Annotated in this window: 24 protein-coding genes; all 24 read right to left on the bottom strand. The window is 33.1% G+C overall.

Annotation, left to right across the window (positions count from 1 at the left end; translation table 11 throughout):
* Positions 1-87 precede the first annotated feature (87 nt).
* Positions 88-507: a DUF6943 family protein gene (locus ACNQGJ_RS15670; protein WP_417974662.1), complete on the bottom strand. Its 420-nt coding sequence runs from the start codon at positions 505-507 to the stop codon at positions 88-90.
* Positions 508-1,523: 1,016 nt separating this feature from the next.
* Positions 1,524-2,288 carry a nucleotidyl transferase AbiEii/AbiGii toxin family protein gene (locus ACNQGJ_RS15665; RefSeq protein ID WP_417974660.1) on the bottom strand — a complete coding sequence of 255 codons (765 nt, stop codon included), beginning with the start codon at positions 2,286-2,288 and terminating at the stop codon, positions 1,524-1,526.
* Complete coding sequence (locus tag ACNQGJ_RS15660; RefSeq protein ID WP_371134737.1) at positions 2,285-2,575, bottom strand: DUF6922 domain-containing protein; 291 nt, start codon at positions 2,573-2,575, stop codon at positions 2,285-2,287. The genes ACNQGJ_RS15665 and ACNQGJ_RS15660 overlap by 4 nt, the downstream gene beginning before the upstream one ends.
* 144 nt (positions 2,576-2,719) lie before the next feature.
* Entirely contained in the window at positions 2,720-3,334 is a 615-nt protein-coding gene (locus ACNQGJ_RS15655) for a class I SAM-dependent methyltransferase (protein WP_417974658.1), read from the bottom strand.
* A gap of 24 nt (positions 3,335-3,358) precedes the next feature.
* Positions 3,359-4,528 carry an efflux RND transporter periplasmic adaptor subunit gene (locus ACNQGJ_RS15650; protein WP_417974656.1) on the bottom strand — a complete coding sequence of 390 codons (1,170 nt, stop codon included), beginning with the start codon at positions 4,526-4,528 and terminating at the stop codon, positions 3,359-3,361.
* Between the two features lie 64 nt (positions 4,529-4,592).
* Positions 4,593-6,437, bottom strand: a complete 1,845-nt coding sequence (locus tag ACNQGJ_RS15645) for a heavy metal translocating P-type ATPase (protein ID WP_417974654.1) — start codon at positions 6,435-6,437, stop codon at positions 4,593-4,595.
* Between the two features lie 103 nt (positions 6,438-6,540).
* Positions 6,541-10,881: a CusA/CzcA family heavy metal efflux RND transporter gene (locus ACNQGJ_RS15640; protein ID WP_417974651.1), complete on the bottom strand. Its 4,341-nt coding sequence runs from the start codon at positions 10,879-10,881 to the stop codon at positions 6,541-6,543.
* 29 nt (positions 10,882-10,910) lie between these two features.
* The gene (locus ACNQGJ_RS15635) at positions 10,911-11,534 is read right to left on the bottom strand and encodes a hypothetical protein (protein ID WP_417974649.1); all 624 of its coding nucleotides are present in this window, start codon (positions 11,532-11,534) and stop codon (positions 10,911-10,913) included.
* A gap of 10 nt (positions 11,535-11,544) precedes the next feature.
* Entirely contained in the window at positions 11,545-12,228 is a 684-nt protein-coding gene (locus ACNQGJ_RS15630; protein WP_417959816.1) for a HupE/UreJ family protein, read from the bottom strand.
* Positions 12,229-12,299: 71 nt separating this feature from the next.
* Positions 12,300-12,515, bottom strand: a complete 216-nt coding sequence (locus tag ACNQGJ_RS15625) for a hypothetical protein (protein ID WP_417974647.1) — start codon at positions 12,513-12,515, stop codon at positions 12,300-12,302.
* A 37-nt stretch (positions 12,516-12,552) separates the two neighbouring features.
* Positions 12,553-12,981, bottom strand: coding sequence for a hypothetical protein (locus ACNQGJ_RS15620; protein WP_417974645.1), 429 nt, complete (start codon positions 12,979-12,981; stop codon positions 12,553-12,555).
* 252 nt (positions 12,982-13,233) lie between these two features.
* Entirely contained in the window at positions 13,234-13,554 is a 321-nt protein-coding gene (locus ACNQGJ_RS15615) for a hypothetical protein (RefSeq protein WP_417974643.1), read from the bottom strand.
* A 589-nt stretch (positions 13,555-14,143) separates the two neighbouring features.
* A complete protein-coding gene (locus ACNQGJ_RS15610) occupies positions 14,144-14,251 on the bottom strand; it encodes a heavy metal-binding domain-containing protein (RefSeq protein WP_417974641.1) in 108 nt (35 codons plus the stop codon).
* 335 nt (positions 14,252-14,586) lie between these two features.
* Positions 14,587-14,922 carry a four-helix bundle copper-binding protein gene (locus ACNQGJ_RS15605; protein ID WP_417974639.1) on the bottom strand — a complete coding sequence of 112 codons (336 nt, stop codon included), beginning with the start codon at positions 14,920-14,922 and terminating at the stop codon, positions 14,587-14,589.
* 203 nt (positions 14,923-15,125) lie between these two features.
* The gene (locus ACNQGJ_RS15600; RefSeq protein WP_417974637.1) at positions 15,126-17,789 is read right to left on the bottom strand and encodes a multicopper oxidase domain-containing protein; all 2,664 of its coding nucleotides are present in this window, start codon (positions 17,787-17,789) and stop codon (positions 15,126-15,128) included.
* Between the two features lie 39 nt (positions 17,790-17,828).
* On the bottom strand, positions 17,829-18,314 hold the full coding sequence (locus tag ACNQGJ_RS15595; protein WP_417974635.1) for a DUF305 domain-containing protein: 486 nt from the start codon (positions 18,312-18,314) through the stop codon (positions 17,829-17,831).
* Positions 18,315-18,341: 27 nt separating this feature from the next.
* Positions 18,342-19,211 carry a DUF2911 domain-containing protein gene (locus ACNQGJ_RS15590; RefSeq protein WP_417959848.1) on the bottom strand — a complete coding sequence of 290 codons (870 nt, stop codon included), beginning with the start codon at positions 19,209-19,211 and terminating at the stop codon, positions 18,342-18,344.
* A gap of 47 nt (positions 19,212-19,258) precedes the next feature.
* Positions 19,259-19,969: a PepSY domain-containing protein gene (locus tag ACNQGJ_RS15585; RefSeq protein ID WP_417974633.1), complete on the bottom strand. Its 711-nt coding sequence runs from the start codon at positions 19,967-19,969 to the stop codon at positions 19,259-19,261.
* A gap of 132 nt (positions 19,970-20,101) precedes the next feature.
* Positions 20,102-20,932, bottom strand: a complete 831-nt coding sequence (locus tag ACNQGJ_RS15580; protein WP_417974631.1) for a YncE family protein — start codon at positions 20,930-20,932, stop codon at positions 20,102-20,104.
* 166 nt (positions 20,933-21,098) lie between these two features.
* Positions 21,099-21,569 carry a heme-binding domain-containing protein gene (locus tag ACNQGJ_RS15575; RefSeq protein WP_417974629.1) on the bottom strand — a complete coding sequence of 157 codons (471 nt, stop codon included), beginning with the start codon at positions 21,567-21,569 and terminating at the stop codon, positions 21,099-21,101.
* A 1-nt stretch (position 21,570) separates the two neighbouring features.
* Positions 21,571-22,305, bottom strand: a complete 735-nt coding sequence (locus tag ACNQGJ_RS15570) for a DUF3347 domain-containing protein (protein WP_417974627.1) — start codon at positions 22,303-22,305, stop codon at positions 21,571-21,573.
* A 122-nt stretch (positions 22,306-22,427) separates the two neighbouring features.
* The gene (locus ACNQGJ_RS15565) at positions 22,428-23,288 is read right to left on the bottom strand and encodes a DUF3347 domain-containing protein (protein ID WP_417974625.1); all 861 of its coding nucleotides are present in this window, start codon (positions 23,286-23,288) and stop codon (positions 22,428-22,430) included.
* Positions 23,289-23,441: 153 nt separating this feature from the next.
* On the bottom strand, positions 23,442-23,810 hold the full coding sequence (locus ACNQGJ_RS15560; protein WP_417974623.1) for a hypothetical protein: 369 nt from the start codon (positions 23,808-23,810) through the stop codon (positions 23,442-23,444).
* A 174-nt stretch (positions 23,811-23,984) separates the two neighbouring features.
* Positions 23,985-26,522 (bottom strand): TonB-dependent receptor, encoded by a 2,538-nt coding sequence (locus ACNQGJ_RS15555; RefSeq protein WP_417974621.1) that lies wholly within the window; start codon positions 26,520-26,522, stop codon positions 23,985-23,987.
* Positions 26,523-26,526: the final 4 nt, after the last annotated feature.

The raw sequence follows: 26,526 nt of genomic DNA, 5'->3' as shown, positions 1-26,526 counted from the left end.
TTATGTTAAATAATTTTTTTTTCAATATGCTAATTTATGTTTTATTTTTTAACTATTGCAATTATTTAGTTTGTCCTCAAAGCGCTATTATTTACAATACCTCATCAATATCACTCGTCTCATTTCACTAATAAGTACAATATTCTTCTGGAATTGGTCCTCTTTTTGTTCCAACAACCTCAACGCCTGAACTTGTTTTTTGTGCAGCTCGTGTTCCTGCAGCATTTCGTTTACTTTTGAGTTAAAATCTATTTTGAAATCGTCGATTCTTAAAAAAGGAATTACGGACCCAACTAGTGATTGGTGCCAGAATTTGGCTTTCCATAAACTATAAGCCAACCAATAGACTGTGTCCGCATCTTCTTCATTTTGAAATAAGATGACAAAACTGTTGGTAAAAGGTTCTTTCTGAGGCTTTCCACTGTTCATTCCTTTGTTGAGTATGAAAATTTGGTTCCCTTTGTAAACATTGTTTTTTTGATGGGTTTTGATAATGAAATTTGGCATGGTGTTTTGGTTTTAAATATTCGACCTTAATTTTTTGAAAAGAAAAAAGAGAAAAAAAGAAAGCCGTTAAAACAGCAGAAATGACGAACGAAAACGGAGGGCGACCCTGAAATAAATTTTGAAAAAGACCCTGAAACATGTTCAGGGTGAACCGACTGAAAGTGAGGAATGGATGCTATGTTTGCTGGATTTTTTTCTTTTTCTTTTCAAGAAATTGCACTATCGTCTTGTTGAGATTCCTCTGGGGAGGTTGTAATGGAAACGGCAATCAAACACCCCCAAGCACCGCAGAAAATGATGATTGTAGCGGTAGCGGAAATTATTATTTATCGAGGAGCGCAGTGGCGGGGTTGCGGCAATCGAACAGCCACCCTAGACTGGAAACGAAGCGTAGTCCCGCTTTTTCCGCGGGATGAAGTGGAGAGAAGAGATAGGAGCGTGAAACGGCGGGGGAAAAATATAAGACAGCCTGTGGCGTTCCGTGATTTAGGGAAAAGCGACCGAATTAATTATGAATTGTGAATTATGAGTTATGAATTTATGGGGATGGTATTGTAAGACGCAGAGAGAGGGAGCGGAGCCAACCCCGATGGCTGTGCGAAGGAGCAACCGCTGAAAAAATAAAGGGCGACAGACATAATACTGCTGGAATGAAGTGGAATGGAGCCTGCGGAGTGTAACGGAATGAAGCGGTATTGTGGGTGTAATAGCCCTGCCGAAAGCAGGAAGTGAACGTGTGAAGATGAGGAACGAAATAGTGCAAAAAAATAGCTGCTTGTTTTCAAGCGGCTGTTTTTTTTAGTGCTGTGAAGTGTCTGCGGAATGGAGGGTAAGCCTGAAGAAGATTGTTATAGAGGCCCTGAAACGAGTTCAGGGGAACCCGACTGGAGCTGCCGAACGGAACAAAGAGAACGACCGTAGAGAGACCGCTTGATTGCCAGTAATGTTTAACGTGAGTGTTGTTTTGAAATCCCTCTTTCTTTATGACTATATGAATACGTGTTTAAATGATCACTTTATTCTGGTACCAGTTGAGCAGGAAAATCTTTTCCAAGATGATTGTATAACTCTCTTACTTTAGAACGCCAATTTAACCGGGCTAATTGCCAGCTTTTACTGCTTCCTAATACTTCTATCCTATCGCTTGAGTGTGATGGTCTGTTCTGTTTTGAAATTTTTACACTATCGAATTCTAAAAGTAATTCAGGCTTGTCAATTGGATTTATTTCGTTATCCAAATCAAAAATTGTCTTATGCTCTGATTGGTTGAATTTTTCTGATTTGATTTTGAATTGATCGAATAATTCTATTAAAGGCATTTCATCAGTTATATAGTCTAAATCGTAGATGTCTTTCTTTGCAAAACGATTTGAAGCACTCATTAATTTGAATAAACCAATGTCTGTTTTGTGAATTACTCGAATATCATTAAATATTTCAGGAGTAAATAAGCATTTCATATTTTGCAAAAACTCCACTTTAATAACTTGATCTTCTTTTAAAATAAACATTTTTAAAAATAGAAATTGTTCGTCAAGTTCTGTATTTAAAAGCATTGTATTTACTTGCTTCTTACCATAAACGTTTTCAACTTCTTCTATAATTTGATCAAAACCAATTCTTCCAATGATTACTGGAGCGATAAAATCGATGTCAATTGATATACGATGATTGTATCTTAAAGCCAAATTTGTACCCCCACCTAATGCAAATTGCGAGATGCTTGATAAATTTTGTAATTCTAAGATAGTTTGTTTTAGAATGGAACTTACTGCGCTCATACTTGTTTAAAACGTGCAAAAGTGGGTACATTGTATCTTTTTGCAACCATTGCACAAACTTCGTTACTAATACGCTCTTTTGTGGTTTTGAGGTATTTAAGAATTAGTGTTTTGGAATAATACTGTTCTAGTTTAACAATATCTGTTGCAAAAGTTTCTTGGTTTGTGGCAAACAAAGCCCTTGGGATTATAATATCCTTATCTCTAGAGAGACTAAGTTTACTATGATCCATATCCCAAAATAAATGTTTGGGAAAAATTGTCGCTATGTTTACTGATTGTTTCAACCATACAAAATTAGTAATTTTTTTTAATAACATTCGTTAATAAATGTTAAACAGCTGTTCAAAAGAGAATTAGTAGATATAATATCCAAATTAGCTAGTCTGAATCAGTCAAATAGGCCAGTTTCTATTAATTTATCGTTATACTTATATTTTCTTAAAACCACAATATTGAAAGTTTTGAATTGTATCAAATGGTGTTCTATGATTTTCGGTAAAACATTTTACGGCTTCAAATTGAGAACTAAAAGTATGTTTCATTGTGGTTTCAGAATATTGTTTTATTTCTAATCCGCTACATTTTAAAGGTCCGTTTTCTGAAAAAGTTCCTAATAAAAAATTACCATTTTTATTAATTGCTTTTTCAACAATTGCTATGTATTTACTGGTGCTTTCATCATCTGTCAAGAAATGAAAAACCGCTCTGTCGTGCCAAAAATCAAAGGTTACTGCGGGTTTAAATTCTGTAATATCTGAAACTATCCAATGCACTAAATTGGCTTTTTCACCTAAACGCTTTTTTGCTCTTTCTAATGCGAATTCTGATATGTCTAAAACCCATATATTCTGAAAACCTTTGTGTAATAATGCATCTACTAGATTGCTATCGCCACCACCAATATCAATGATATTGGCAGTTTTTGATAGATTTAAATTTTCTAAATAATTCATTGCAATTTTTGGATACTTTTGTGTCCAACTTACTTCATTTGGTGCTTTTGTGGCAAAAACATTTTCCCAATGTGATTTTTTATTTTCCATTTTTTTAATGTATCCTGTTTTTTGTTATTCTTCTACATTTTTCATTTTCATTAAAAGTGCATAAGCTCCTTTGATAACAATTTTCTCGTCTTTTAAATCGTCTGAAAGAATTTCAGTAAACCCATTTTTAGCTGTTCCAATTCTAATTTCTTTCATTTCAAATTGTTTGTTTTGTTTGGCAACAAAAATATAATTCTTGTTTTCATAATTCACTATAGCATCAGATGGCAATACATTTGATTGCTGACTTTTTAATTCTATTTCGGCATTCATGTACATTCCTGGTAAAAGTGCTTTGTCGTAATTTGTAAAATGGCAATGCATTTCAGTGCTTCGGTTTTCGGAAAAATCTTTACCGATTAAAATAATTGTGCCAAGATATTTTTTTTCAGGATTGGTATTTGTATAAGATGTAACTGATTGACCAATAGCCAATTTATTGATGTCTTTTTCAAATACGGTTAATGCCAAATGAATATCAGATGGATTTACAATCTCGAATAAAATATCGCTCGGGTTTACATACTTGCCAATATTCACGTTTACCTTAGCTACATAACCACTTATTGGCGAATATATATTGATGCTTTTTGAAATGTTCTTTGTTGAAACATTATTCGGATTTATCCCTGCAAATTTTAATTTCTCACCGTACGATTGCACCATTACAATTAGTGAGTTGTATTCTGATTGTGCTTGTTGATACACTTTATCGCTACTAGCTTTGCTTCGGTTGAGTTCTTTTTGTCTTTCAAATTCGGCTTTTGCGTACCCTATTTTTGCTTTTGCCAAAAGGTAATCTTCCTGCAGTTGAATGTATTGTTGGTCTTCTACAACGCACAAAACCTGCCCTTTGGTAACGTGCATTCCTTCTAACAATTTGGTGTATTTTAAATAACCACCCATAGGGACACTTATGGACACTAAATTTTGAGGCGGCACATCTATTTTACCATTTAATTTTAAGGTAGATGAAATTTGTTTTTGCTCGATTTTTCCAGTTTCAATACCTGCATTTTTTATTTGTGCATCGGTAAGAGTTGTCGTGTTTTCGATAGTTGGATTAGCTTCGGTTTCGCTTTCCGTTTTCTTATCTCCACAAGAAGAAAGCAATATTATTGCCAGTATGGTAAGAATTGTATTTTTACTCATGATTGTATTTTTATTTTGATATTTGTAAATTTTCGATTTCATTTTATTTATTTTGAATAGTAAGATAATGTTTGTTCTTTAAAATTTCATTGCCATTGCTAATCGGTTAGGCACCAATCTTGACACGAAGGAGTTTTATAGAATTAATAAAGACTAAAGTGTCCGGAAGCAAATGAATAGCTGCTGCTTCAACAGGTCCAATTATTTTAAGTAAGACAAGGGTGATTCCAATTACATGAACGACACCAACCCCTACAAAAATATTTTCACGAATGGTTCGATAGGCTCTTTTACTAATAGCACGAGCCTTGGCGATTTTTCCTAAGTTATCCTGCATCAGAACGATATCGGCTGCTTCCATTGCTGCTTCGGTTCCCATCGCGCCCATTGCGATACCTATATTTGCCTGAACTAAAGCAGGGGCATCATTAATGCCGTCGCCCACCATTGCAATCTTAGAACCGTCTTTTTGCAGTTCTTTGATGATATTAATTTTGTCTTCTGGCAATAGATTGGCTCTGAAATCGGTAATTCCGATCTGATTGGCAACATGCTTGGCAGTTTCAGGATTATCACCGGTAAGCATAATTATGTTTTGAATACCGCTTTTTCTCAAACCTTCAATCATTTCTTTTGCACCTTCACGTATCGCATCGGATATATAAAAGATACCTGCCAATTTAGTGTCAACTGAAAGATAAATAGCAGTGTCGGTACTATTTTCTGAGTATTTTGATACTGGTACTCTATTTTCTTCCATAAAGAGCTTGTTCCCTAATAAAACTGATTTGCCATCTATTTTTGCCGAAACACCTCGTCCTTTTACCACCTCGAAATTTTCAGGTTCGCCATAGGTAAGTTCTAATTGATCGGCATAGCTTAAGATTGCTTTTGCTAATGGATGGCTGGAACGGCGATCGACAGATGCAGCAAACTGAACCAATTGGTTTTCAGTGTAAACAGGATCTATTATTTTAACGGCATTCACAATAGGACTTCCAACGGTTAATGTGCCTGTTTTATCAAAAACAATGGTAGATACTTTAGCAAGCTCTTCTAAAAATAAACCTCCTTTTATCAAAATACCTTCTCTCGCAGCGCGGGCAATTGCCGCAATGGTGACAAGTGGCGTTGCCAAACCTAATTCGGCAGGGGAAGTAAAAATCAGCAATGCAATGACCAGTTTGACATCACGGGTAAAAAAGTAAACAGTTCCAACAAAAATAAATACCACCGGAATAAGCCACGAAGCCACTTTATCGGTGAATTTTTCAATAGGTGCTTGCTGGCTTTCTGCCTCTTCCACCAATGAAATGATTCGCGAAAAAACGGTATCTAATCCTGCTTTTGTCATTTCGATATCGAGCGCACCTAATTCCAGTATGGTTCCGGCAAATGCTTCACTGCCCGTTGTTTTTTCCTGAGGTACGCTTTCGCCGGTTATGGGTGCTTGGTTCACAGAACCTGATCCGCCAATCACTTTACCATCAACAGGGATTTTTTCTCCAGCTTTTACCAGAACAATATCACCAATTTTTAAATCGGTTATTTGTACTGTGGATTCCTGATTATCTTTTTTTACTATCGCAGTTTTTGGGACAGAACCTATCAATTCTTTTATAGATGACCTGGCTTTTTCGGTACTTGCACTTGCGATATATTCCGCAATGAGAATGATCATAAGTACGACAGCACCTGCCAAATATTCCTTGCCAAGAACCGAAATAACGACCGCTATGGTTATAAATAATTCAGTACCTATTTTTCTTTCTTTTATGATATCCAGTACCGCCGTTTTTATCAATGAATAAAGACCAAAAGCCATTGCGATTATCAAAATAGGTAATGGAATAACATCAAAATAAAATAATAAACAGGCTATTCCCACTGTTATGATCCGTACAATTTCCCAAAGGAACTGTCGCGAAAAAAAGGTTTGTGTATAATTCATATGTTGATATTTATTGTTTTTTATCGGTCATATGTAATTCGCATATCATCATTGGCGCTTCTGACCCCAATTACGGTCATGCTCATTTCATAATTAAACTATTTTAATTAGTTAATGTATTGATTTCAATCACACTTATATTCAATTTTCTAACGGCTTCAATATAATCACTTTGAATTTCGGTACCTTGATTAATAAGCATTACCCATTCCAGATAATTGATGGCACCATTGATAAATTTATCATTAGCAGCTTTGGTTACCAAATCAACATTTTTCAACGCTTGATTCTCGAAATAGGCAATAGTTTCTTTGTGTTTTTTATATTCCTGGACTAATTCCTGATAGTGACTTTGAAACCTAAGTTTCTCATTATTTAAATTATTTTCGGCAATTTGGGTGTTTATCTCTAATGCTTTTTTCTTATTATTTATTGCCGTATTAAATAACGGAATTGCCACTCCTAATTGTCCGTAAACACCATTATTACTGTCTTGAATTTCCGCATTTGTTCTGAAAGTCTGGTAATAAACACCACCGATTAATTCCGGTAATTTTTTAGATTTTTGAAGTGAAATTTCTGCTTTGTTAATGGTTACTTCTTGCTCGAATAATTTTATACGGGGTTGATTTCCAATAGCATTTGTATCTAAATTTTCGATAAAATCCATTTTGAATTTATCTGAAACTGGGGTAAAGTCTTTATCAGTATTGAGTAAATACTTGAATTGTGAATGTATTATTTTGTAATCACTTTGTAATTCTAGAAGTTGAATTTTTATTTGTCCGGATTGGTTTTCAGCGGTAGCTTTTTCTAATATATTGCTTTCGCCTTTGTCAAAACGAAGCGCAGAGATCCTTAAAAATTCAGAATATATACTATCGCTTTTTAGCAATAGCTTTTCCTTTTCTTTTAGATACATCATTTCGTAAAACACGATTGTTACCTGTCTGGTCAATTCCTTTCTTTGCAAAGCTTCGTTCCATTGCCCTTTTTTGGCTTCTTCTATTAAAAGCTGTTTCTGCCTTTTGTAAACGGTTGGAAATTTTATGCTTTGCGAAATACCAATTTTCACATCATTTACAGTGCTGTTAAACTGGCCATATTCGCCAATAATTCCCGTGTTGGAAATATCATAGCCTGTTTTGGTCATTTTTTGCAAGTACTCTGAATTTAGTTTTTCGTTTTTAATTTTGATATTGTTTGAAAGAGCCGTTTCAATCGCTTTCTCTATTGAAATTTTTTCTTGCGCAGCTGCATTTTGAAAAGAAAAAAATAGTCCCAATACCAGGATTGTTGTAATTGATTTTATCTTTTTTGGTTTTAAATTAATTCCTTTTTCAAACATGATATATAAAATTGGTAAAACAAATAAAGTTAAGAATGTAGCAATCAACAGACCGCCGATTACCACAGTTGCCAATGGTTTTTGAACTTCCGCTCCTGAACCATTGCTTAAGGCCATGGGTAAAAATCCTAATGATGCTACAAATGCGGTCATTAAAACAGGACGTAAACGTATTTTAGTTCCCTGTAAAACAATCGCTTTTAAATCGGTTTCCCCCGATTTTCGAATGCTGTTGAATTCTGCAATTAACACCAATCCATTCAGAACCGCTACACCAAATAAGGCTATAAAACCAACTCCTGCACTGATGCTAAAGGGCATTCCCCGCAACGCTAAAAAGAAAATACCTCCTATGGCCGAAAGTGGAATTGCGGAATAAATCAATAGCCCTTGTTTTACGGAATTGAATGCAAAATAGAGCAAAATAAATATTAATAGTAATGAAACTGGAACCGCAATCATCAAACGATTTTTGGCTTCGTTTAAGTTTTCAAAAGCACCGCCATAAGTAGGGTAGTAGCCAGCGGGAAATTTTATTTGAGCTTCGACTTTACCTTGCAGTTCTTTTACAATACTTTGTACATCCCGGCCTCGAACATTAAAACCAACTACAATTCTTCGTTTGGCGTCTTCTCTTTGTATCTGATTTGGACCTTCGGTAATTTCAACTTTTGCTAATTGAGATAAAGGAATTTGCAAACCAGTTGAGGTTGGAATTAATAAATTTTGAACATCTGCCAAATCCTGCCGTTTTTCGCCTTCTAAGCGAACTACTAAATCAAATCGTTTTTCACCTTCGTAAACAACTCCTGTGCTTTGTCCTGCAAATGCGGTGTTCACAATTCGATTGATATCCTGAATGTTCAATCCGTATTGTGCAATGGAAGCTCTATTATAATCAATTACTACTTGAGGCATTCCGGTAACGGTTTCTACATAAAGATCGGAAGTTCCTTCTACGGTACTTACAATTTTACCTAACTTATTGGCGTATAACGCCAATGTGTCTAAGTTTTCTCCAAATATTTTACAGACTACGTCCTGCCTGGCACCAGTCATCAATTCATTAAAACGCATTTGTACCGGATATTGAAAACCAAAGGAAACCCCAGGAACAGCTTCCAATTCCTTTGCCATTTTTTCTGATAATTCGTCAAAAGTTGTGGCAGAAGTCCATTCGCTTTTGTTCTTTAAAATGATCATCATATCGCTTGCATCAATTGGCATTGGATCGGTAGGTACTTCGCTACTTCCTGTTTTGCCTACAATTTTCTCCACTTCGGGAAATTTTTCTATTAGTATTTTTGCACCCTGTGAAATAGCTGTCATTGAAGTTTGCAAATTACTTCCTGGCAAAACCCTAGTTTCTACTGCAAAATCTCCTTCTTCTAATGAGGGCATAAATTCGCCACCCATAAACGAAAGTGTAATCAGCGCTAAAACAAACAATCCTAATGTTACAGCAATAATTGTTCTTGGAATTCCCAATGCTTTGTTCAAAAGGGGTTGATAGAAATTTTCTAATTTCTCCATCATTCTATCTGAAAAAGTTTTTTTATGCGATATTTTTTTATTTAAAAATAAAGCGGTCATCATCGGAACATAAGTCAACGACAATATAAAAGCACCAAACAGAGCAAATGCAATGGTTTGTGCCATTGGTAAAAACATTTTCCCTTCAATACCGCGCAACGTAAAAATGGGAATGTACACGATCAATATAATCAATTCCCCAAAAACGGAAACATTACGCATTTTTATTGACGTTTTTAGTACGGTGTTGTCCATTTCTTGTTGTGAAATTTGAGCAGTTTTCCTGCTGTGCAAACTAAACAAACACGCTTCAACAATAATAACAGCACCATCCACAATCAATCCAAAATCTAATGCTCCTAAACTCATTAAATTACCGCTCACCCCAAATATGTTCATCAATATGACCGCTATCAACATTGCCAAAGGGATAACTGACGCCACAATTAATCCTGCTCGTATGTTTCCTAAAAAGAAAATAAGAACAAAGAGAACGATTAATGCACCTTCTAATAAATTTTTTTCGACCGTTGAAATCGAATTATTCACCATTTTGGTACGGTCTAGAAAAGGTTCCAGTATAACGCCTTCGGGTAATGTTTTTTCAATTTGTGCAATACGATCCTTAATGTTTTTAATAACCACATTACTATTGGCTCCTTTTAACATCATTACCACTGCGCCCGAAACTTCACCGGATTGCACTCCTTTTTTATTGAAAGTCATTGCTCCGTAACGGATAGCACTACCAATGCGAACTTCAGCTACATCACGAATGAATAAGGGGCTTCCATTACTGGTGTTTTTAATGGAAATCTCTTTTATGTTTTCGATAGTATTAATTAATCCTTCACTTCGAATGTATAGAACTTTAGGCCCTTTTTCAATATAAGCGCCGCCTGTATTTTGATTGTTTTTTTCTAAAGCAGTAAAAACATCTGTAATCGTGATATTATAGGATTGCAATTTATTTGGGTCAACGGCTATTTCAAATTGTTTCAATTTTCCACCAAAACTGCTCACTTCCGCCACACCTTCAACACTCAATAACTGCCGGCGAACAATCCAATCCTGAATGGTTCTTAACTCAGTTATATCGTATTTTTTTTCGTAACCGGGTTTGGTTCGTACCGCATATTGATAAATTTCGCCTAATCCTGTTGTTACTGGTGCAAGAACTGGATTTCCAATACCGGTGGGAATTTGGTCTTTAACAGCACTTAATCGTTCGGTTACTTGTTGTCTTGCCCAGTACACATCGGTTGCATCATTAAAAACAATGGTAACCACTGATAAACCAAAACGAGAAAAACTACGAATTTCTTTCAGTCCAGGAATATTACTGTTGGCTTGTTCAATTGGAAAAGTAATTAGTCTTTCAATATCGGTCGCACCCAGTGATGGTGCAGAGGTAATTACCTGGACTTGATTATCTGTAATATCAGGAACGGCATCAATTGGTAATTTGGTAAATTGATAACTCCCATATCCGATGAGAGCCACAATGAAAAGACCAATAATGAGTTTGTTTTTGATTGAAAACTCAATAATTTTATTTAGCATAATTTGTTATATTAAGGAATGTTCACTACTTATATTGAATACTGACCTTTTAATTTTATTGTAACTGTAATGGCTGTCTTTTCATTATTTCTGAAAAACCAGCCATGTTTTCCTTCATACGGAGCATAAAAAGTCCCAACCATATTATTGGAATAGGCAAGCGTGTAACTTTCAAAATAAACGTCATTAGTTTCTTTAGCTTGTTTTACTTCCCCGTGAAAATCAAAATAAACGATTCCTTTATTAGTCGTCCATTCGTATTTCATTTTGCCATATTTCAGCATATAAATTTTATATTCAATTCCTTTTCCTGCCGGCACGATTACTTCAACAGTATCTTCTCTTTCTGCATATTGTTTTTCAGGTGCAGGATTATTTGCTTCGATTGGTCTTTTTACTTCAGGTCCAGAACCTGCTTTTTCCATTTTAATTAATGGGAATGTTTTTCCTGTTATTGTTGCTAAGCCATCAGCAGCATCCGCTGGTACATAAAGCTTACTGAACCCGAACAGTTTGCCTGTTCCTATTGGATCTATTCCATATTCTGCAGGTAAAACTGCGCTTACTAAAATTAGTACAGAAAGTAGTAACGCGAAGATAACTGCTTTGATAATTTGTTTTTTATTTACTATTTGATGATTTATTTCTGACATTTTTTAATTTTTAAGATGTAAAATAACCCGTTAACTGATATCCTATTAATACAAATCCAGCAGCCATAAGCAGCGTATTTGTTATTGTTGAAAATTTCATAAAGCTGGAATGTCTGCGCCATAAAGTAATCAAGATTAGCACAAAAGTCAATGCTATGAACTGACCTATTTCGACACCAATATTGAATCCAAGCAAATTGGTAAACAATCCTTCTTTTTCAAATTTGAAATCTTGCAATTTGCTGGCAAGCCCGAAACCATGAAATAATCCGAAAATCAAAACAGCTGCTTTTGTATTTGGTTGCGTTCCGAAAAATCTCTTGAAACCACCTAAATTATCAAAACCTTTATACACTATAGACAGTGCGATAATGGCATCAATTAAATACGAATTAATTGATATATTACTCATAACACCAAACAATAATGTTGCACTATGACCAATTGTAAAGAAACTTACATAAAGTAGCACTTCTTTCGGACGATAAAGGAAAAAGATAACGCCAACTAAAAAAAGCAGATGATCGTAACCCGTAAGCATGTGTTTTGCACCAATATAGAGAAATGGGCCAAAAGCAACGCCATCGTTTCCTGACAAAAAAGTTTGCGTATTTTCATCTACACCATGAGCAAAAACGCCTGTGATGCCGACAAAAAAAAGTAAAACAAGAAATATTATTTTTTTTGAATTCATAATTTTATTTTTCTTTTAAAAACTACTTCTCTCCTGAAATTTTCGCAAGAGAAGCAGCCTGTTAAATTATACTAATGAGTGTGTCCATGAGCCGCATCAACTTTATCTTGCTCCACTTGATTAATACTGTCCGTACTTACTTGATCAGTAGAATCTGTGACCACTTGAACTTGTTCTACTGTTTCAGTAGATTGAATTTCAGTGTTTTCAGTTTCGTTATTTGCTTTGTTGTTGCAAGAAGTTAACATTCCGATTGCGATAGTCGCTACGATTAAAAAATTTTTCATAATTGTAATTTAATTGGGTTTATAAAGAATAATAAAATTAATGTTGGTGTCCATGATTAATATCTTGTTCAGAAACTTGGCTATTTTTAAATTTAGAAGAGATTGTTTTTCCATTGACAAGTAATGTGATGGTACAATAAGCATATATGCTTGCTTTAGGAACTTGTACAAATAAAGCATTGTTGGTGTCCAAAGAAACTGGATTCGTTGCTTTTGTTTTATTAAAAAATTCAAAAACAGCCAATCCGGTAATTTTTTTATTTGAAACCGTTTTTCCTTTCGCATTCAGTACGTAAAAACTAATATTGTTTTCTCTTTCGACCATTTCAATTTTGTAGTCGCCTGAATTTTGTATTATTCCACCGTGTGGCGTTTTGGAATGATTTTCGTTTACTTGTGCATTAGAAATTGTTGTTCCTGCCACTAGCAAGAATATGCCTATTGCGATTGATTTAATTGTTTTCATTATAGATGTTTTTAGAGTTAAAAAAGATTGATTGCATTACAGATCGACACTAAAAACGCTATGAGAGTTTTGTGAAGTCTAAAAAGATTTTAGTTATGGAGTAACCTAAAACTCTTAAACGTCTAGTTAGTGATGAATGGTAATGGAATTGATACAAGGTATCGTTCGCTATAAGTAAATAGCAAAGTATATTTTAAAATAGCAATCAGAAATATTTAAGATATAACTAATTACGATTAAAAATAAAATTAATTAACTCAACTTAGGGGGAAGCCAGATAGAGGCAAAAACGCTGGAGATGTAAAAATCCTGACTAAAAGATACAGTACTATTTACAGAAATAGTATTTGGTTTACGAAATGAAAACTGGGTTATGTTTTCAAAAGCAAGTACAGTATTAACAGATTGGTTAATAGTTTTAAAAGGCAAACTTTGGTGATTGTCTTTTCCCTGATTAGAATGATGTTCACTATCATTGTAATGAATTGCTAAGAAATCAAGTAATGAAATATTCTGACCACTAGTATCCTCTTGGTGATTTGAAAAATGTTGTATTAAGTTGGGTAATTTCAATAGCTGTCCTATCTCTGTGTTAGCACACAAAAAAACAAAAATGAATGATATGGTAATTATTTTTTTCAAGATTGTAAAAGTAATAAATTTTATTGATTACCAATAAATTAAAAAATAAATAGTAAGTAAATCTTAATTTACTAAAACCTCTAAACTAATTTTGATGATGATACATCAATTTTGTTATCTTTTAGATTGTACTGTTTTATGTCAACAAATCAACAGATATGTTTGATGCGGTATTAAAAATTCAAGCGAAATGATGGAACACCATGAGCAACTTCATTAAAACAATGAAAAAAAAACAGATATTCAAATAATAATAACTGAAGAGATTTTAAAAGAAATGGAGAATATTTCAAATTTAGAATTTACGAACAATTTCTACAGAACAGTTAGCACGTAGCACCTCTGCATGCTAAACAGAACCTAAAACAAAGCGCTAAATTGCTGCATACTCCAGTGAGCCAACTAGTATCAAATTGGCTTTAAATTTTTCGGCTTCTTGAAGTATTACGTTTTTTGATGAACCTGCAACTACTTTTGTGATTATTACTATATTTTGAACCGTCGGTTACTAATAGAATTTTCACTCTTCTTTCTCCACTAAATTCATTCCGCATTTGGAACATTTTCCGGGTTTATCCGAAGTAACTTCTGGATGCATTGGGCAGCTGTACGTTTTTTGAGTTTCCATTTTTTATTTATTTATTTAGTTATTAATGTTGCTTGTATTTGTATTATTTGGACAGATCCATATTTTTATGCATTCTAGTCATTTGTGTGATTGCATTTTTTTATCTTTCATCATATCCATCATTTTAGGATTATCTATCATCAATTTACACATTTCAGACCTCATTGTAGTATCTGTTTGATTTACATCAATTGTGGATCGGCAAGAACTAAGTAAAGCAATCGATAAACAACTAATGTGCTTTTTTGTACTGTTTTCATAGTTTATAATTTTGATTGTTTAAAATCTCTTAAATAATTCTTCTAAACGAAACTTTATTTAAGAGATCTAAATTCTCACATTTTATTCATATTGCTGCACTCGACAGCACATTTTCGACAGGCTTCCGCACAATTTTTGCAATGCTCCATGTGTGCATGTTTTTCACATTCTTCGGCGCAAGCTGTACAAATTTCGGCGCATAATTTGCAGATTTTTTCCGTAAATTCACTACCGCTAGCCATCGCCTGCATTGCAAATAAACAAATAGCTGCACAATCATGATCGAGTTTTATGCAACGCGCTAACATTTTTACGTCTTGCTCATTCAAGCATTCACTTTCGCAATGTGAACATTCTACCGCACATTCTGAACATGCATCGATACACTCTTTAAATTTTTGATGACTCATCTTTTTTACTTTAAATTGCGAATTAATTTTCGCAATTTAAAGGTAACTTTTTATCTTTGAAAAGCATTGGTAAATTTTAATAAAAATTATGTAATTCACACATTATCAGCAATGTGTTTTGATTTTAAAAAATGTAACTGCAAAAAAAGGATGCTTGTCTTTTAGAACAAGCATCCTTTATACCAATTTAAAATTTAAGTTTCTTAATAATTTAAAGTAGCGCCAAAACCAATTCCCATATCGCTATCATAGTGGGTTGTAAATCCAAAGTTTCTTTTGACAATGTATTTTAAACTTGCCATATATTCTTTGTCAGTATTCCACATTAAACTCATACGTAGTCTTTTAGAAACAGGAATGTCTTTTCGTTCAAACTGTAAACGCACATTTCCATCAGTAAATACTTCTGCTTGTGCCATTATAAGCATTGGTAAAGTATAATTAACCCCTGCACTAAAAACAGCTCTGTTGTCTTTGGTATTTGTTTGCCCAAATAAATTTCTTTCTTGCTCGTCTATACCCATTTTTCTATATCTCCAATCAAAACCTATAAAAGGCATTAACCATTGCATTTTGCCAATGTATCTTCCAATATGGGTTTCGGTTTCATAACCGTGATGGTCGTTGTAACCCAAACGCCATTCGGTGCCAATACTCCAACGTGTGCTTTGATACATCGCTTCTCCATCGTTTCCGTTTGTTGCAAAATCATTTTCTGCCATAAAGTGAAATGCTCTATCGTCAGCGAACAATTTGCGTTGCGCCAATTTAGGGTTTGGAATTAATGGATTAGCAGGGGAGTTTTCATAACTAAAAACCCTGCCCATTCCGCTCATCATATGATATAAAATATGACAATGAAAAAACCAATCGCCACTTTCGGTGGCTGCAAATTCGAGCGTATCAGTTTCCATTGGCATGATGTCAATAATGTTTTTCATTGGAGCGAAATCTTCTTGTCCGTTGATGACCCTAAAATCATGTCCGTGCAAATGCATTGGATGACGCATCATAGAATTGTTATGAAGTATCATGCGTACGATTTCTCCTTTTTTAATTAAGATTTTATCACTTTCTGAAACTACTTTGTTATCCAAACTCCAAACATAACGATTCATATTCCCGGTAAGTTTAAACTTTAATTCTTTTACTGGTGCGTCTTTAGGAAGGGTTGTCTTGAATGGAGATTTCAACAGGGCATAGTTCAAGGTCACGATATCGGAAAGTGCATTGGAATCATATTGACTGTCCATGCCGTGCATTTTATGGTCGCCCATATTCATCATATCTTTTTTCTCTTGGCCTTTCTCCTTGTCTTTCATCGCCTCTTTATTCATCTCCATTCCATCCATTTTATCGCCCTCCATATTCATATCCAGCATTTTATCTTCGCCTTTTTTCTTCAGCTCGCCAGTTATTTCTGGATACATAACTACGTTCATATCCATTTGGTTAAGCGACATTTGCATTCCCATATCGTCTAAATCTCCGTTCATTTTCATCATGCCGTTCATCATCTTCATTCCTTCAAAATATTTTAACTTGGGTAGCGGAGAGGCTAATTGCTTGATACCATCACCTAAATATAATGAGGCTGATTTTGTGCGATCTTCGGATGTTACTAAAAATTCATACGCCGTTTTATCGGCAGGAATGGTAACGATAACATCGTAGGTCTCGGAAACCGCAATGATTAACCGATCTACTTCAACGGGTTCTACATCGTTACCATCGCTTGCTACAACTGTCATTTTACCTCCAGCATATGTAAGCCAAAAATAAGTAGATGCACCGCCATTTGATATACGTAATCGCACTTTATCGCCTGCTTTAAATTGTGAAAGTTGGCTTTCACTTTTTCCATTTATCAGGAATTTATCGTAGTACACATCGCTCACATCCATCGCATTCATTCGCTTCCATTCGTTATTAAGTTTGGTTTTAAAATAGCCGCTTCTTATGGCTTCTGCATAACTTTGGGTTGTTCCTTTTTTGATAGCAAACCAATCTGAAGCATTATGCAACATTCGATGTACATTGTTGGGATTCATATCCGTCCACTCACTCAAAACTATAGGCACGGTGGGAATGTCAAGTTCTTCTCTTTTATTCATAATAAAAGAGCCGTACATTCCTATTTGTTCCTGCAAACCGGTATGGCTGTGGTACCAATGAGTTCCATGTTGAATAATAGGAAAGGTATACAAATGCGTTGTATGTGGTTTGATTGGCATTTGTGTTAAGTTTGGTACACCATCTTCTTTGTTGGGTAAAAACAAACCGTGCCAATGCAACGATGTTTCTTCGTCTAATTCATTGTGTACATAAATTTCAGCGGTATCGCCTTCCGTAAATGTGAGCGTTGGCATTGGTATTTGTCCGTTTACAGCAATGGCTCTTTTAGGTTTACCCGTGAAATTTACGATAGTGTCTCGCACATATAAATCATATCTAACTGTTCTTGGCGGTGTGTTGTTTACAATTGTCTTTATGGATCCTAAGTTTGCTTTTGGCATATCCATATTATCCATATTATGATTTTGATGTGAATCATTAGCATCCGTTTTCATATTGTCCATGTTGCCCTTCATTTCAGAAGTCTTTTTCATGGGCATTTGCATTTCATCATGCTTCTTCACCACCGTTTTTTTACCCGTTTTAGCTTTCTCCTTTATCAACGTCATTCCGCATTTAGGACATTTTCCCGGTTTGTCAGCGTGAATTTCGGGGTGCATTGAGCAGGTATACGTTGTGGGCTGCACTTTTTGCGCCTTTTCTTTTTTTGACATATCCATACCTTTCATATCCTGTGCATGGGCAAAGGAATAAATAGACATGATGAATATTAATACTATAATTTTTTTCATTTTTTTAAGTTTAAAATTGATTTATTAATTCTTATAGAGTTATTTGTCTAATTCTTTGAGCTTTGCTTTCATCTGTTCAATTTCTGCCTGTTGGCTGGTAATAATATTTTTAATTAATTCCTTTATTTTAGGGTCGGTAACCGATGCTTCTTTTCCCATTAGTATTGCTGCAGCATGGTGTGGTATCATTGATTTTAAAAATTCTTTATCCCCAACAGCCGCCTGTTGTCTAATACCTGTAAAAAATAGAATCAAACCAATAAAACCTGCGACAACCAGTGAAATATTTAATTTTTTGTTGCCATACATGCTACCCATTACTAGAAGTTCAATTATGAGCATCGGCATGGTCATCAGTCCAGCCATGTAAAATTGGTTTATATTGGGTATTACATTGGCAAAAACATCTACCATTGAATACATTAGTATGTACATAGCTATAAATGATACTACTATCATAATCGCTAATTTCTTGTACATAGTTAAACTTAATTCTTGTGTATGCTCTTCTGTTGTGTGTTTCATTTTCATAATTTTTGATTTAAAATTAATTTATTTGTTCAATAGTAACTCCATCTCTAAAATTTGTTTTTTGAGTGATTCTACACTTTTCATTTTTTTTAATTCTGCTATAGATAAAGCTTTTTTACCGGCTTCAATTGCACTTGGATAGTCTTTTAATTCCGTTGCTATTTTTTGTCTCAAATTAGGATAATAAAAATTATCTGGATCCAATTTTGCGGCTTCTAAAAGCCAAGCTACTGCTTGTTCGTAATCTCTGTTTGTACTGTAATAATAGTTTGCTGCTTGAAATAATAAATTAGCATCAAGGGTTTTTTCTTTAATGATGTTTTTATCTATTATCGCAAAAATAGCTTCATCTGCTTTACTTTTTATTGGAATTTTCACCATCGAATTTTCCCATATTATTTTTAGAAATCCCTCTCCTTTGCTGTTAATGTCATTTATTTCGATTGTAAATGTTTCATAGAAATTGGGTACGCTTTCTACTGGAACTGTTAAACGAAAAACATCTTTTTTGGCATCATATCCAGTTTCGCCGTGTAATGTTGTATCTGCATTTACAATTATTGTCCACTCCTTTGTAGAAGGTATTGTGAATATTGAGTAGCTACCCATTTTTAAAGTAGTATTTCCAAATACAATATCTTCGTTAGTAGTTATTAAAGTACAATCACTAGCGCCAGTTCGCCAAAGTTTTTCAAAAGGCACTAATTCACCAAATATTTTTCTGCCTCTTGCTAGTGGTCTGTTGTAAGAAACTTTGATTATTGTGCTTCCCAATTCTTGTTCAAATGATGCCGATGGACTTGCCGAAGTTAGTTTTATTTGAACTTTTTCTTGTGCCGAAATTACTAATGCTTGTAAAATAAAGAAATGTATTAGAATTATTTTTCTCATGGTTTTTGATTTTAAATTAATTTTATGGTTTGTTTTATTATGTTAAATTATTTTTTTATTTTCCTCCAGATTATTCTAATGGTAGGCGAAGAGATATACCAAAGTAAAAAACCACTTAAAACAGTTATTAACCCTAACAATGAAAATAGTCGCAAAACAATATTATTCATATTATCTCGACCTTCATAATCCATGGTATGGGTCATCCATAAAAAGTCAAACCATCGCCAATTTCTATGTCTAATCGTCTGAAAACCTCCATCATTTACTGAAATATAAGCTTTTAAATTATCTGGTTCTTGGTATGAAATAACATAGGCAGGTAATAAATGTTCTCTATATTCATGGTGTTTCCCTACTTCTTTAATGAGTTGTATTTCTTTTACTTTTAAACCTGATATAATGTATTTATCTGCAATTGACAATGCTTCTTTTTTAGAGATCCCATTTTTTAATTTTCCAGTTTTCGCATTATAAAGTATCTTCTCATTCACCCAATAAAAAGGTTGATTATTTATTTTCCTTAATTCGATAGATTGAATTGCTATCGAAGGATGAAGAAGTGAAGGAGTAATTAAACCCGAAAACGACTCAGCAACAATTCCTTTTTTATGAAATTGCATTCCATGAATGTCATCAATGTTAGACCAACTAAAATACAGACCACTAATAGTCCACATTAAGAATTGAAGACCCAAAAATATCCCTAAATATCGGTGAGACTTTCTAATCCATTTTGCTTTTTTTCCTTTAATCATTTACCTTTTAATTTTTTTTTGCAATTGTTAAATAAATTGAACCAACCTTGAAAATTGCATTAAAATTGCAATTAAATAAAACAGCATATATTTGAATATTCATTGCTTAATTTTCTATTCCATTCCGCCAGTTTAGGACCAATAACTTATACCATTCGGTTTTTTGCCTACTGCAATTGTATTAATTACTTTTTGAGTTGCCACTTCTATTACTGAAATAGTATTGTCGCCACCATTGGTTACATAAACTGTTTTTCCGTCTTTGCTAACCACTACACCATGCGCTTTATTGCCTACGGTTATAGTTTTAATAACTTTGTCACTGGTTATGTCAATTATAAAAACTTTATTTGAAACAGGTCTACCCATTGTTTCCCCTTGATCGGCTACATATAAAAATTTGCTGTCTGGAGTGGCATATAATTGAATTGGACCTTGTGCATCATTTGGCAATTTTATTCTTGTTAATTGACCATTTTTAATATCGTATTTTACTACTTCTTTAGTATCATACAAACTCGAAAAAATAAATTTTTTATCTTGTGTAGTTGCAACTTGCACAGCCACTCCTCCTAGTGGAATGTCAGTTATTGTGCCATCAGCAATAGTAATAATCGACATACTTTTTGCATCCATATTTGCAACATAAAGTTTTCCGTTTTGATGTCTAAAACCGTGTGGTAAATATCCTTTTCCTAACTCAAAAGTTTGAGTCATTTTATATGTTTTGGCATCAACTTGAAATATCTGATTTGTTTCATTTGCACTTGCGTAAGCATATTCTGATTTACTATGTAAAACTACATGAGCTAGATGCAAATCCTTACTAAGTTCAATACGCTTTTTTATTGAATTAGTGTTTGGATCGATAACTATCAATTGGTTTGTTGCTGTACTATCCATTGGTATTGCCGTCACCCAAACGGATTCCTCATCAGGTGCAACTTGTACGTTATGAGCCATAAACATCATTCCTGAAGAGTCACTAATTGATATTTCTGTATTTTTTGTACTGTCCTGAAGATTTATAAAAGAAATAATACCTCCCAGCCAAATAAACAGTCCGAAACAAGCAGAACGACAAATTTATTTTTTAATGAGAATGCTATTAATTTTTCAACCATACTCTTTAATATTCTGATGAAAGGCTATCGGCGGTTTTTTGAATCCAATTAATTATTTCCTGTTTTTGAATAGTTGTAAGTATAGCATTCTTATGAATTAAAGTATAAGAAGACAAAGGCATCTCATCTGATTTTATTTGCTTGACAATTCTGTCTAATTTATTTCTTTGTTTACGGCTACCATAATTTCCCCATTCACTAAAGTTTAAATTTTCTTTCCCTTCTTTAATGTGATTTTCCATAAAAATTCGCCCCGGTTGTGAATAAGAATACCAAGGATAATTGGTGTTATTACTGTGGCAATCGTAACAAGAAGTTTTTAAAATGATTTGCACATTATTAGGAACATGATATACTTTAGTAAAATGTATAGGTGAAACCTGACCATAGTCGATATTACGGGCAGGTTGATATAACTGCATCAACAAAAAAATTACAAACCCAATTACGAGTATTTTCTTGATGATTTTTTTCATTTTATAATTGTTTTTTCATCGAACCGCAAGTAAGCATTTTCGAACCGTAGTACGGATTTTTTATTTCTTTGCTTTCACTTATCCAAATCGTCCCTTTTCCTTCATCATACATAGGACAAAAGTCTTGATATAGTTTTTGTTTTGCTCCAAATGTTTTTATCAAATCATTCACATCTTTACTCAACATCGCAAAATGTTCTCTTTGGTGGTCAATTTTACCTGAATTAGCACCAATATGTTCTGCGTGTTCTTTGGCATCATCGGCGATATCAATAAATTCTGTTTTCAATTTTGAATCCATTGAATTGGTATTGACTTTATTGAAACTGGCATATAATGCTTTACCCGCATTGGCTGCTTCTTTTGTATCGTCTTTTGTGAGTGCGTTTTTTACTTTTAAATAATTAGAAATTATTTCATTTGTGGAAAATGTTGTTTGGGTAACCGCTGTAGCTTTGGTATTTACTTCAACTGCTGTCGCATCATCGTGACTGTCATTACCATCAGTATGATCATGAGCTGCTTCGTTTTGTACAACTGGTTCAGTTAATTCCATACCGCATTTTGAACATTTTTCTCCTTTTTTTCCTGTTACTTCAGGGTGCATGGGACACGCGTACAATTGTGTAGTACTTTCTGTTTTTTGTGAATCAGTTGTTACAGCTTCTTTATTTTTTTGGTTACAAGAAACTAGTACAAATGCCATTGCTATGGCTGAAAGGATTAGATTTTTCATTTTTTTGAAATTTATTAATTGTTATTTTTAGCTATTTTAAAGGTTACATTTTTAGTACAACACCAGTTGGTTTTTTTGGTGCAGTAAAAATATATTCTTCATTTTTTACAGTTTTAATTTTATTATTTTATTGTTTCCATTGTTTTACCACAACTCAACATTTGTGATCCGTAGTACGGATTTTTAACTGTATTATCTTTACTCAACCAATTGGCATCTTGCATCGGACAATATTGATAATAAACCGGATCAGTAAATTTTGAAACTTTAATTAGCTCATACGTATTTTTTGATAATGATTTGAAAAGTTCTCTTTGCTTTTGGATATCCTTTGCTTCAGAAATATTTTTTGCATCAGCAGTTAAATCTTTAAAAACTTTCATCCACACCATATGGACATCCATTTTCAATGTTTCCATTTTTACAGAAGTTATAGCTATTAATAAATCCTTTGCCTTTACGGAAGCTGTTTTTCCATCTGTTTTTACCAAGGCATCTTTTAATAAAAAATAATTGTCGAAAACTGATTTTAGTTGGTTTGTTTCTTGTTTTTCAGCCATAGAAGAATCTTTAGACATTTTCATTCCTGCCATTTCCATTTTAGTTTCTGTGGGTTTTGTTTCCATTGTTACTGCCACTTTTGCTCCGCGATCATATTGACAACATTCCGGAAGTTTTGAATATGCAGCTTCTGGAGCAAGAAATTTATCACTGTCATAACCCGCAAGTGCAATACGTTTCAGTATTTCGTCTTGATTGGTCTTTTTAGTATCATAAGTAAGTGTAGCCATTTTAGTGTCTTTATTCCAATCAACATTTGCAATTTTTTTGAGACTTCCTGCTTTTTCTATGGTAGTTTCGCACATTGCGCAATTCCCGAATATTTTTACGGTTTCGGTTTTATCGTTTTTGATTTGCGCGTTAGACACCGCGACTGATAGCAATACAGTCATTGCTATCACTGTTTTTTTTAGTGATTTCATTGTAAAATAATTTTAAATTGAAGTAGTTAAAGAAGAACAAAATGACAGCACAACAAAGGCATCCTTTTGAAAATTAAATTAACTGAAAAGTAAACGATTTTAAAGCAATAATTGCTTTTGATTTGACACAATTAGGGCTGTCAAATTTATAATTTAGCCTATTTTTGGTATAAGCCATAAAGAATTGAAACCAGAAGAAATGGAGATTTCGTAATTGTAAAAATTTTGTTTTTCTGAAAAGAAATTAAAAATATTTCTATTAAAGTTCAATTCATTAATAGAAACGAATGAGTTGCAAGTGGTCGTACAACGACATTTAGAGTGGCTGCATTTTCCTCTGCAGCCTTCGTGGTTTTTAGTTTTTGAATGGCTATCGTCTTTACCACAATCATCATTATCAATTTTTGAGGAAGTCTCTTTTGAAGAAGAATGTTTCGATGAATTATTTTCACACGCAAAAGAACTATTTGGAATCAGAAAGATACCAAATAATACGATTAATAAAACGTGATACTTTTTCATTTGTAGAGAAAATCTAAATATTGTAGCAAAGTTAGAGAAATAATCTTAATACTTGCTAAAGACTTGCTCATTTTTTTATCACTACTACTTCGTTATGATTTTTATTATCATTAAAAATATTACTAGAGAAGCAAATAAATAATGTGTAGTTTTTATTTTATATCCAGTCAAGGTTTAATAAGTTATTCTAAAACTTAAATTTGGAGTGCGTCGGAGAGAAAAAGTTTTTACATCTTCAATAGAATTGGTAACCGTATTTATTCTATAATATTCATTGATTTCATTTTTTCGATTCAATACATTCAGTAAAGAGAACCCCAATTTATATTGAATTTGATCTAAGCTTTCCCATTTATATGTTGTCGAAAAATTAACTTGAAAAAAGTCATCTAGTGTTTTATTGTTTGGAGTATTGTAATCAATCTTTGGATTGGAGAAATTACTGTAATTTATTGTTGAACTCATAGGAGTAGTCTCGGGTTTTCCAGAATACCACTTTGAACCCAATGCTATTTTTAGATTTTTTCTTTCATAGATTCCAGCCCAAGAGATGATATGATCTAATTTAAAATTATTTGGAAATACAGGTTGTTCTAAATTTGGAAAGTGATAATTATTAGTATTGTAAGTATAACTAAACCAGGTAATAAAATGATTTATCTTTTTTTGAACCAGCATTTCCATTCCTAAAACTTCATAATCGCCATTAGTTTTTACAAATTCTAATTGGTTTTGAAATTCTTGACTCGAGCTATTAATTCCGGTTACTTTTTTATAAAAATTATCTAAAGTAAATAACCAATTATTTTTGTTGTAAAATAAACTAATTGATGCTTGTTTACTTCTTTGAATAGGGATCGTTGTGTTGTTTGCCAATATCCACCTTCTTTTTTCAATACCAAAATAATCGTTTTGCAGATCAATAACCTGATAAGAATTTTGACTTTTAAATTCCCCTAATACTTCTAAATTAAAATATTTTGTAATTGCATAATTAAACTGTAATCGTGGTTCTAAAAGGTTTTTATTGAATTGTTCGATATAATTTAATCGCAATCCTGCGTTAAAATATATTTTGGATAAAGTATCATTATATTTTGCTTCAACGATAAGCGCATGAATTCGTAAAACTTCTTTAATTCTTCTGTAAAATATAGGGCTGTTTACTTCATCTGAATTTATGGTACCAATTTCGTTGAATTGATATCCATTTTTAAGAGTAAATTTCGAATTGATTGCATGGCTATTTTCAAGCTTAAAGCCATTGTCTAACACTTCATTTTTTTGTTTTACAATTTGATTATCTTGTATTTGGTTTTTTTCGGCATTAAGCACATATGACGAAGTATACACATTTAAATGAGAGCTATTTTTAGTATTCCAGTTTCGTATCCATGAGAGATTACTTCCGTAATTTTTTTGATATAAAATATTATTTTCAGACTGAATTTGAGAACTGACGTTGGTTGTTTGAAAAATTTTAAGTTGATCGTTAATTGTAATAAAATCTAAAATAAAATGGTCTTTTTGTCCAATTTGTTGAGAATATTTAGCCGTAATATCATAAAAATTAAATTTTTCGTCACCTAAATAATCTATATTTTGATTACTGGAAAAATTTGTAATACTTGTATTTTGGAAGGCTTTATTATAATATTCTTTGTAAGTTGGTGTTTTTACTAAATCGGTTATGGATTTTCTTCCTGAAATTTCTATGAAACTTTTTTCGGAGATTTTGAACTTCGAATATAAATCGGCATTAATCATGTTTATTCCTGCACTAAGACTATTTTTTTTAAATTTATTGGTGTTTGAGGAAATATCTACAACGCTTGAGACGCCTTCTCCATAAAAAGCAGAAGTCCCATTTTTAGTTATAGAAACAGTATGGGCTAAATTAGGATTGAACGCCGAAATTAATCCAAAAAAATGTCCAGTTTGATACATTTTAATCCCATTCCATAAAAACAAATTTTGATCATGCGTGCCTCCCCTGACATTAATACTCGAAATGCTTTCATCGGCACTATAAATACCAGGAATTTGCAACATAGTTTGTAAAACATCGGGTTCAATTAAGCCAGGTAATATTCCAAGTTTTTTTGGTTTAATTTCAAACGTTCCGTTAACTTTTTTTGAGATTCCAGATGTTAAAAGATGATTCGCTATTATATTATTTAATTCAGAAACTTCCACTTCAATGTAAATTTTTAAACAATTTTTATTTTGTAAATCAGAGACAGAAATTTTTTCAGTGGTATACCCAATATTACTAATTAATAAATCAGTTGACTTTTCTTTTTTTAGTTCAAAATATCCTTTTTTATTGGTTGAAGTACTGATACCATCTTCAAACTTAATATTCACATTTTCCAGTGGGGAATGATCTTCTTTAGAAAATACATATCCACAAATATTCTTTGTGTCTACCCTATTATTGCTATAAATGGTAATGAATTTATTATCGATATTTTCAAAGAACAGATTCGTTTTTTTTTCAAGATAAGTCATCTTCTTGTTCAAAGATAACGATTTTTTTGGAGGTACAATTTTAAGGTCAACTATCTCATTGTCAATATAATTAAAATAAATAAGATGTTGTTTTTCAATAGATTGCAATATATCTTTTAATGCAATTGCTTTACTTGTGTTTTGAGCTGTCATACTCAAAACAAAAACAAGGCAAAAGAATAAAACAGAAGTGTATTTCATTAAA

Origin of the sequence: Flavobacterium cryophilum, assembly GCF_048286555.1 — a bacterium.
Classification (GTDB): Bacteria; Bacteroidota; Bacteroidia; order Flavobacteriales; family Flavobacteriaceae; genus Flavobacterium.
The sequence above is the reverse complement of the archived record's forward strand: the minus strand, read 5'-3'. Positions and strand labels throughout refer to the sequence as shown.

Excerpts from the sequence above, each read along its gene's own strand:
- ACNQGJ_RS15670 (WP_417974662.1), bottom strand. The coding sequence starts at position 507 with ATGCCAAATTTCATTATCAAAACCCATCAAAAAAACAATGTTTACAAA.
- ACNQGJ_RS15665 (WP_417974660.1), bottom strand. The coding sequence starts at position 2,288 with ATGAGCGCAGTAAGTTCCATTCTAAAACAAACTATCTTAGAATTACAA.
- ACNQGJ_RS15655 (WP_417974658.1), bottom strand. The coding sequence starts at position 3,334 with ATGGAAAATAAAAAATCACATTGGGAAAATGTTTTTGCCACAAAAGCA.
- ACNQGJ_RS15650 (WP_417974656.1), bottom strand. The coding sequence starts at position 4,528 with ATGAAATCGAAAATTTACAAATATCAAAATAAAAATACAATCATGAGT.
- ACNQGJ_RS15645 (WP_417974654.1), bottom strand. The coding sequence starts at position 6,437 with ATGAATTATACACAAACCTTTTTTTCGCGACAGTTCCTTTGGGAAATT.
- ACNQGJ_RS15640 (WP_417974651.1), bottom strand. The coding sequence starts at position 10,881 with ATGCTAAATAAAATTATTGAGTTTTCAATCAAAAACAAACTCATTATT.
- ACNQGJ_RS15635 (WP_417974649.1), bottom strand. The coding sequence starts at position 11,534 with ATGTCAGAAATAAATCATCAAATAGTAAATAAAAAACAAATTATCAAA.
- ACNQGJ_RS15630 (WP_417959816.1), bottom strand. The coding sequence starts at position 12,228 with ATGAATTCAAAAAAAATAATATTTCTTGTTTTACTTTTTTTTGTCGGC.
- ACNQGJ_RS15625 (WP_417974647.1), bottom strand. The coding sequence starts at position 12,515 with ATGAAAAATTTTTTAATCGTAGCGACTATCGCAATCGGAATGTTAACT.
- ACNQGJ_RS15620 (WP_417974645.1), bottom strand. The coding sequence starts at position 12,981 with ATGAAAACAATTAAATCAATCGCAATAGGCATATTCTTGCTAGTGGCA.
- ACNQGJ_RS15610 (WP_417974641.1), bottom strand. The coding sequence starts at position 14,251 with ATGGAAACTCAAAAAACGTACAGCTGCCCAATGCATCCAGAAGTTACT.
- ACNQGJ_RS15605 (WP_417974639.1), bottom strand. The coding sequence starts at position 14,922 with ATGAGTCATCAAAAATTTAAAGAGTGTATCGATGCATGTTCAGAATGT.
- ACNQGJ_RS15600 (WP_417974637.1), bottom strand. The coding sequence starts at position 17,789 with ATGAAAAAAATTATAGTATTAATATTCATCATGTCTATTTATTCCTTT.
- ACNQGJ_RS15595 (WP_417974635.1), bottom strand. The coding sequence starts at position 18,314 with ATGAAACACACAACAGAAGAGCATACACAAGAATTAAGTTTAACTATG.
- ACNQGJ_RS15590 (WP_417959848.1), bottom strand. The coding sequence starts at position 19,211 with ATGAGAAAAATAATTCTAATACATTTCTTTATTTTACAAGCATTAGTA.
- ACNQGJ_RS15585 (WP_417974633.1), bottom strand. The coding sequence starts at position 19,969 with ATGATTAAAGGAAAAAAAGCAAAATGGATTAGAAAGTCTCACCGATAT.
- ACNQGJ_RS15580 (WP_417974631.1), bottom strand. The coding sequence starts at position 20,932 with ATGGCTCATAACGTACAAGTTGCACCTGATGAGGAATCCGTTTGGGTG.
- ACNQGJ_RS15575 (WP_417974629.1), bottom strand. The coding sequence starts at position 21,569 with ATGAAAAAAATCATCAAGAAAATACTCGTAATTGGGTTTGTAATTTTT.
- ACNQGJ_RS15570 (WP_417974627.1), bottom strand. The coding sequence starts at position 22,305 with ATGAAAAATCTAATCCTTTCAGCCATAGCAATGGCATTTGTACTAGTT.
- ACNQGJ_RS15565 (WP_417974625.1), bottom strand. The coding sequence starts at position 23,288 with ATGAAATCACTAAAAAAAACAGTGATAGCAATGACTGTATTGCTATCA.
- ACNQGJ_RS15560 (WP_417974623.1), bottom strand. The coding sequence starts at position 23,810 with ATGAAAAAGTATCACGTTTTATTAATCGTATTATTTGGTATCTTTCTG.
- ACNQGJ_RS15555 (WP_417974621.1), bottom strand. The coding sequence starts at position 26,522 with ATGAAATACACTTCTGTTTTATTCTTTTGCCTTGTTTTTGTTTTGAGT.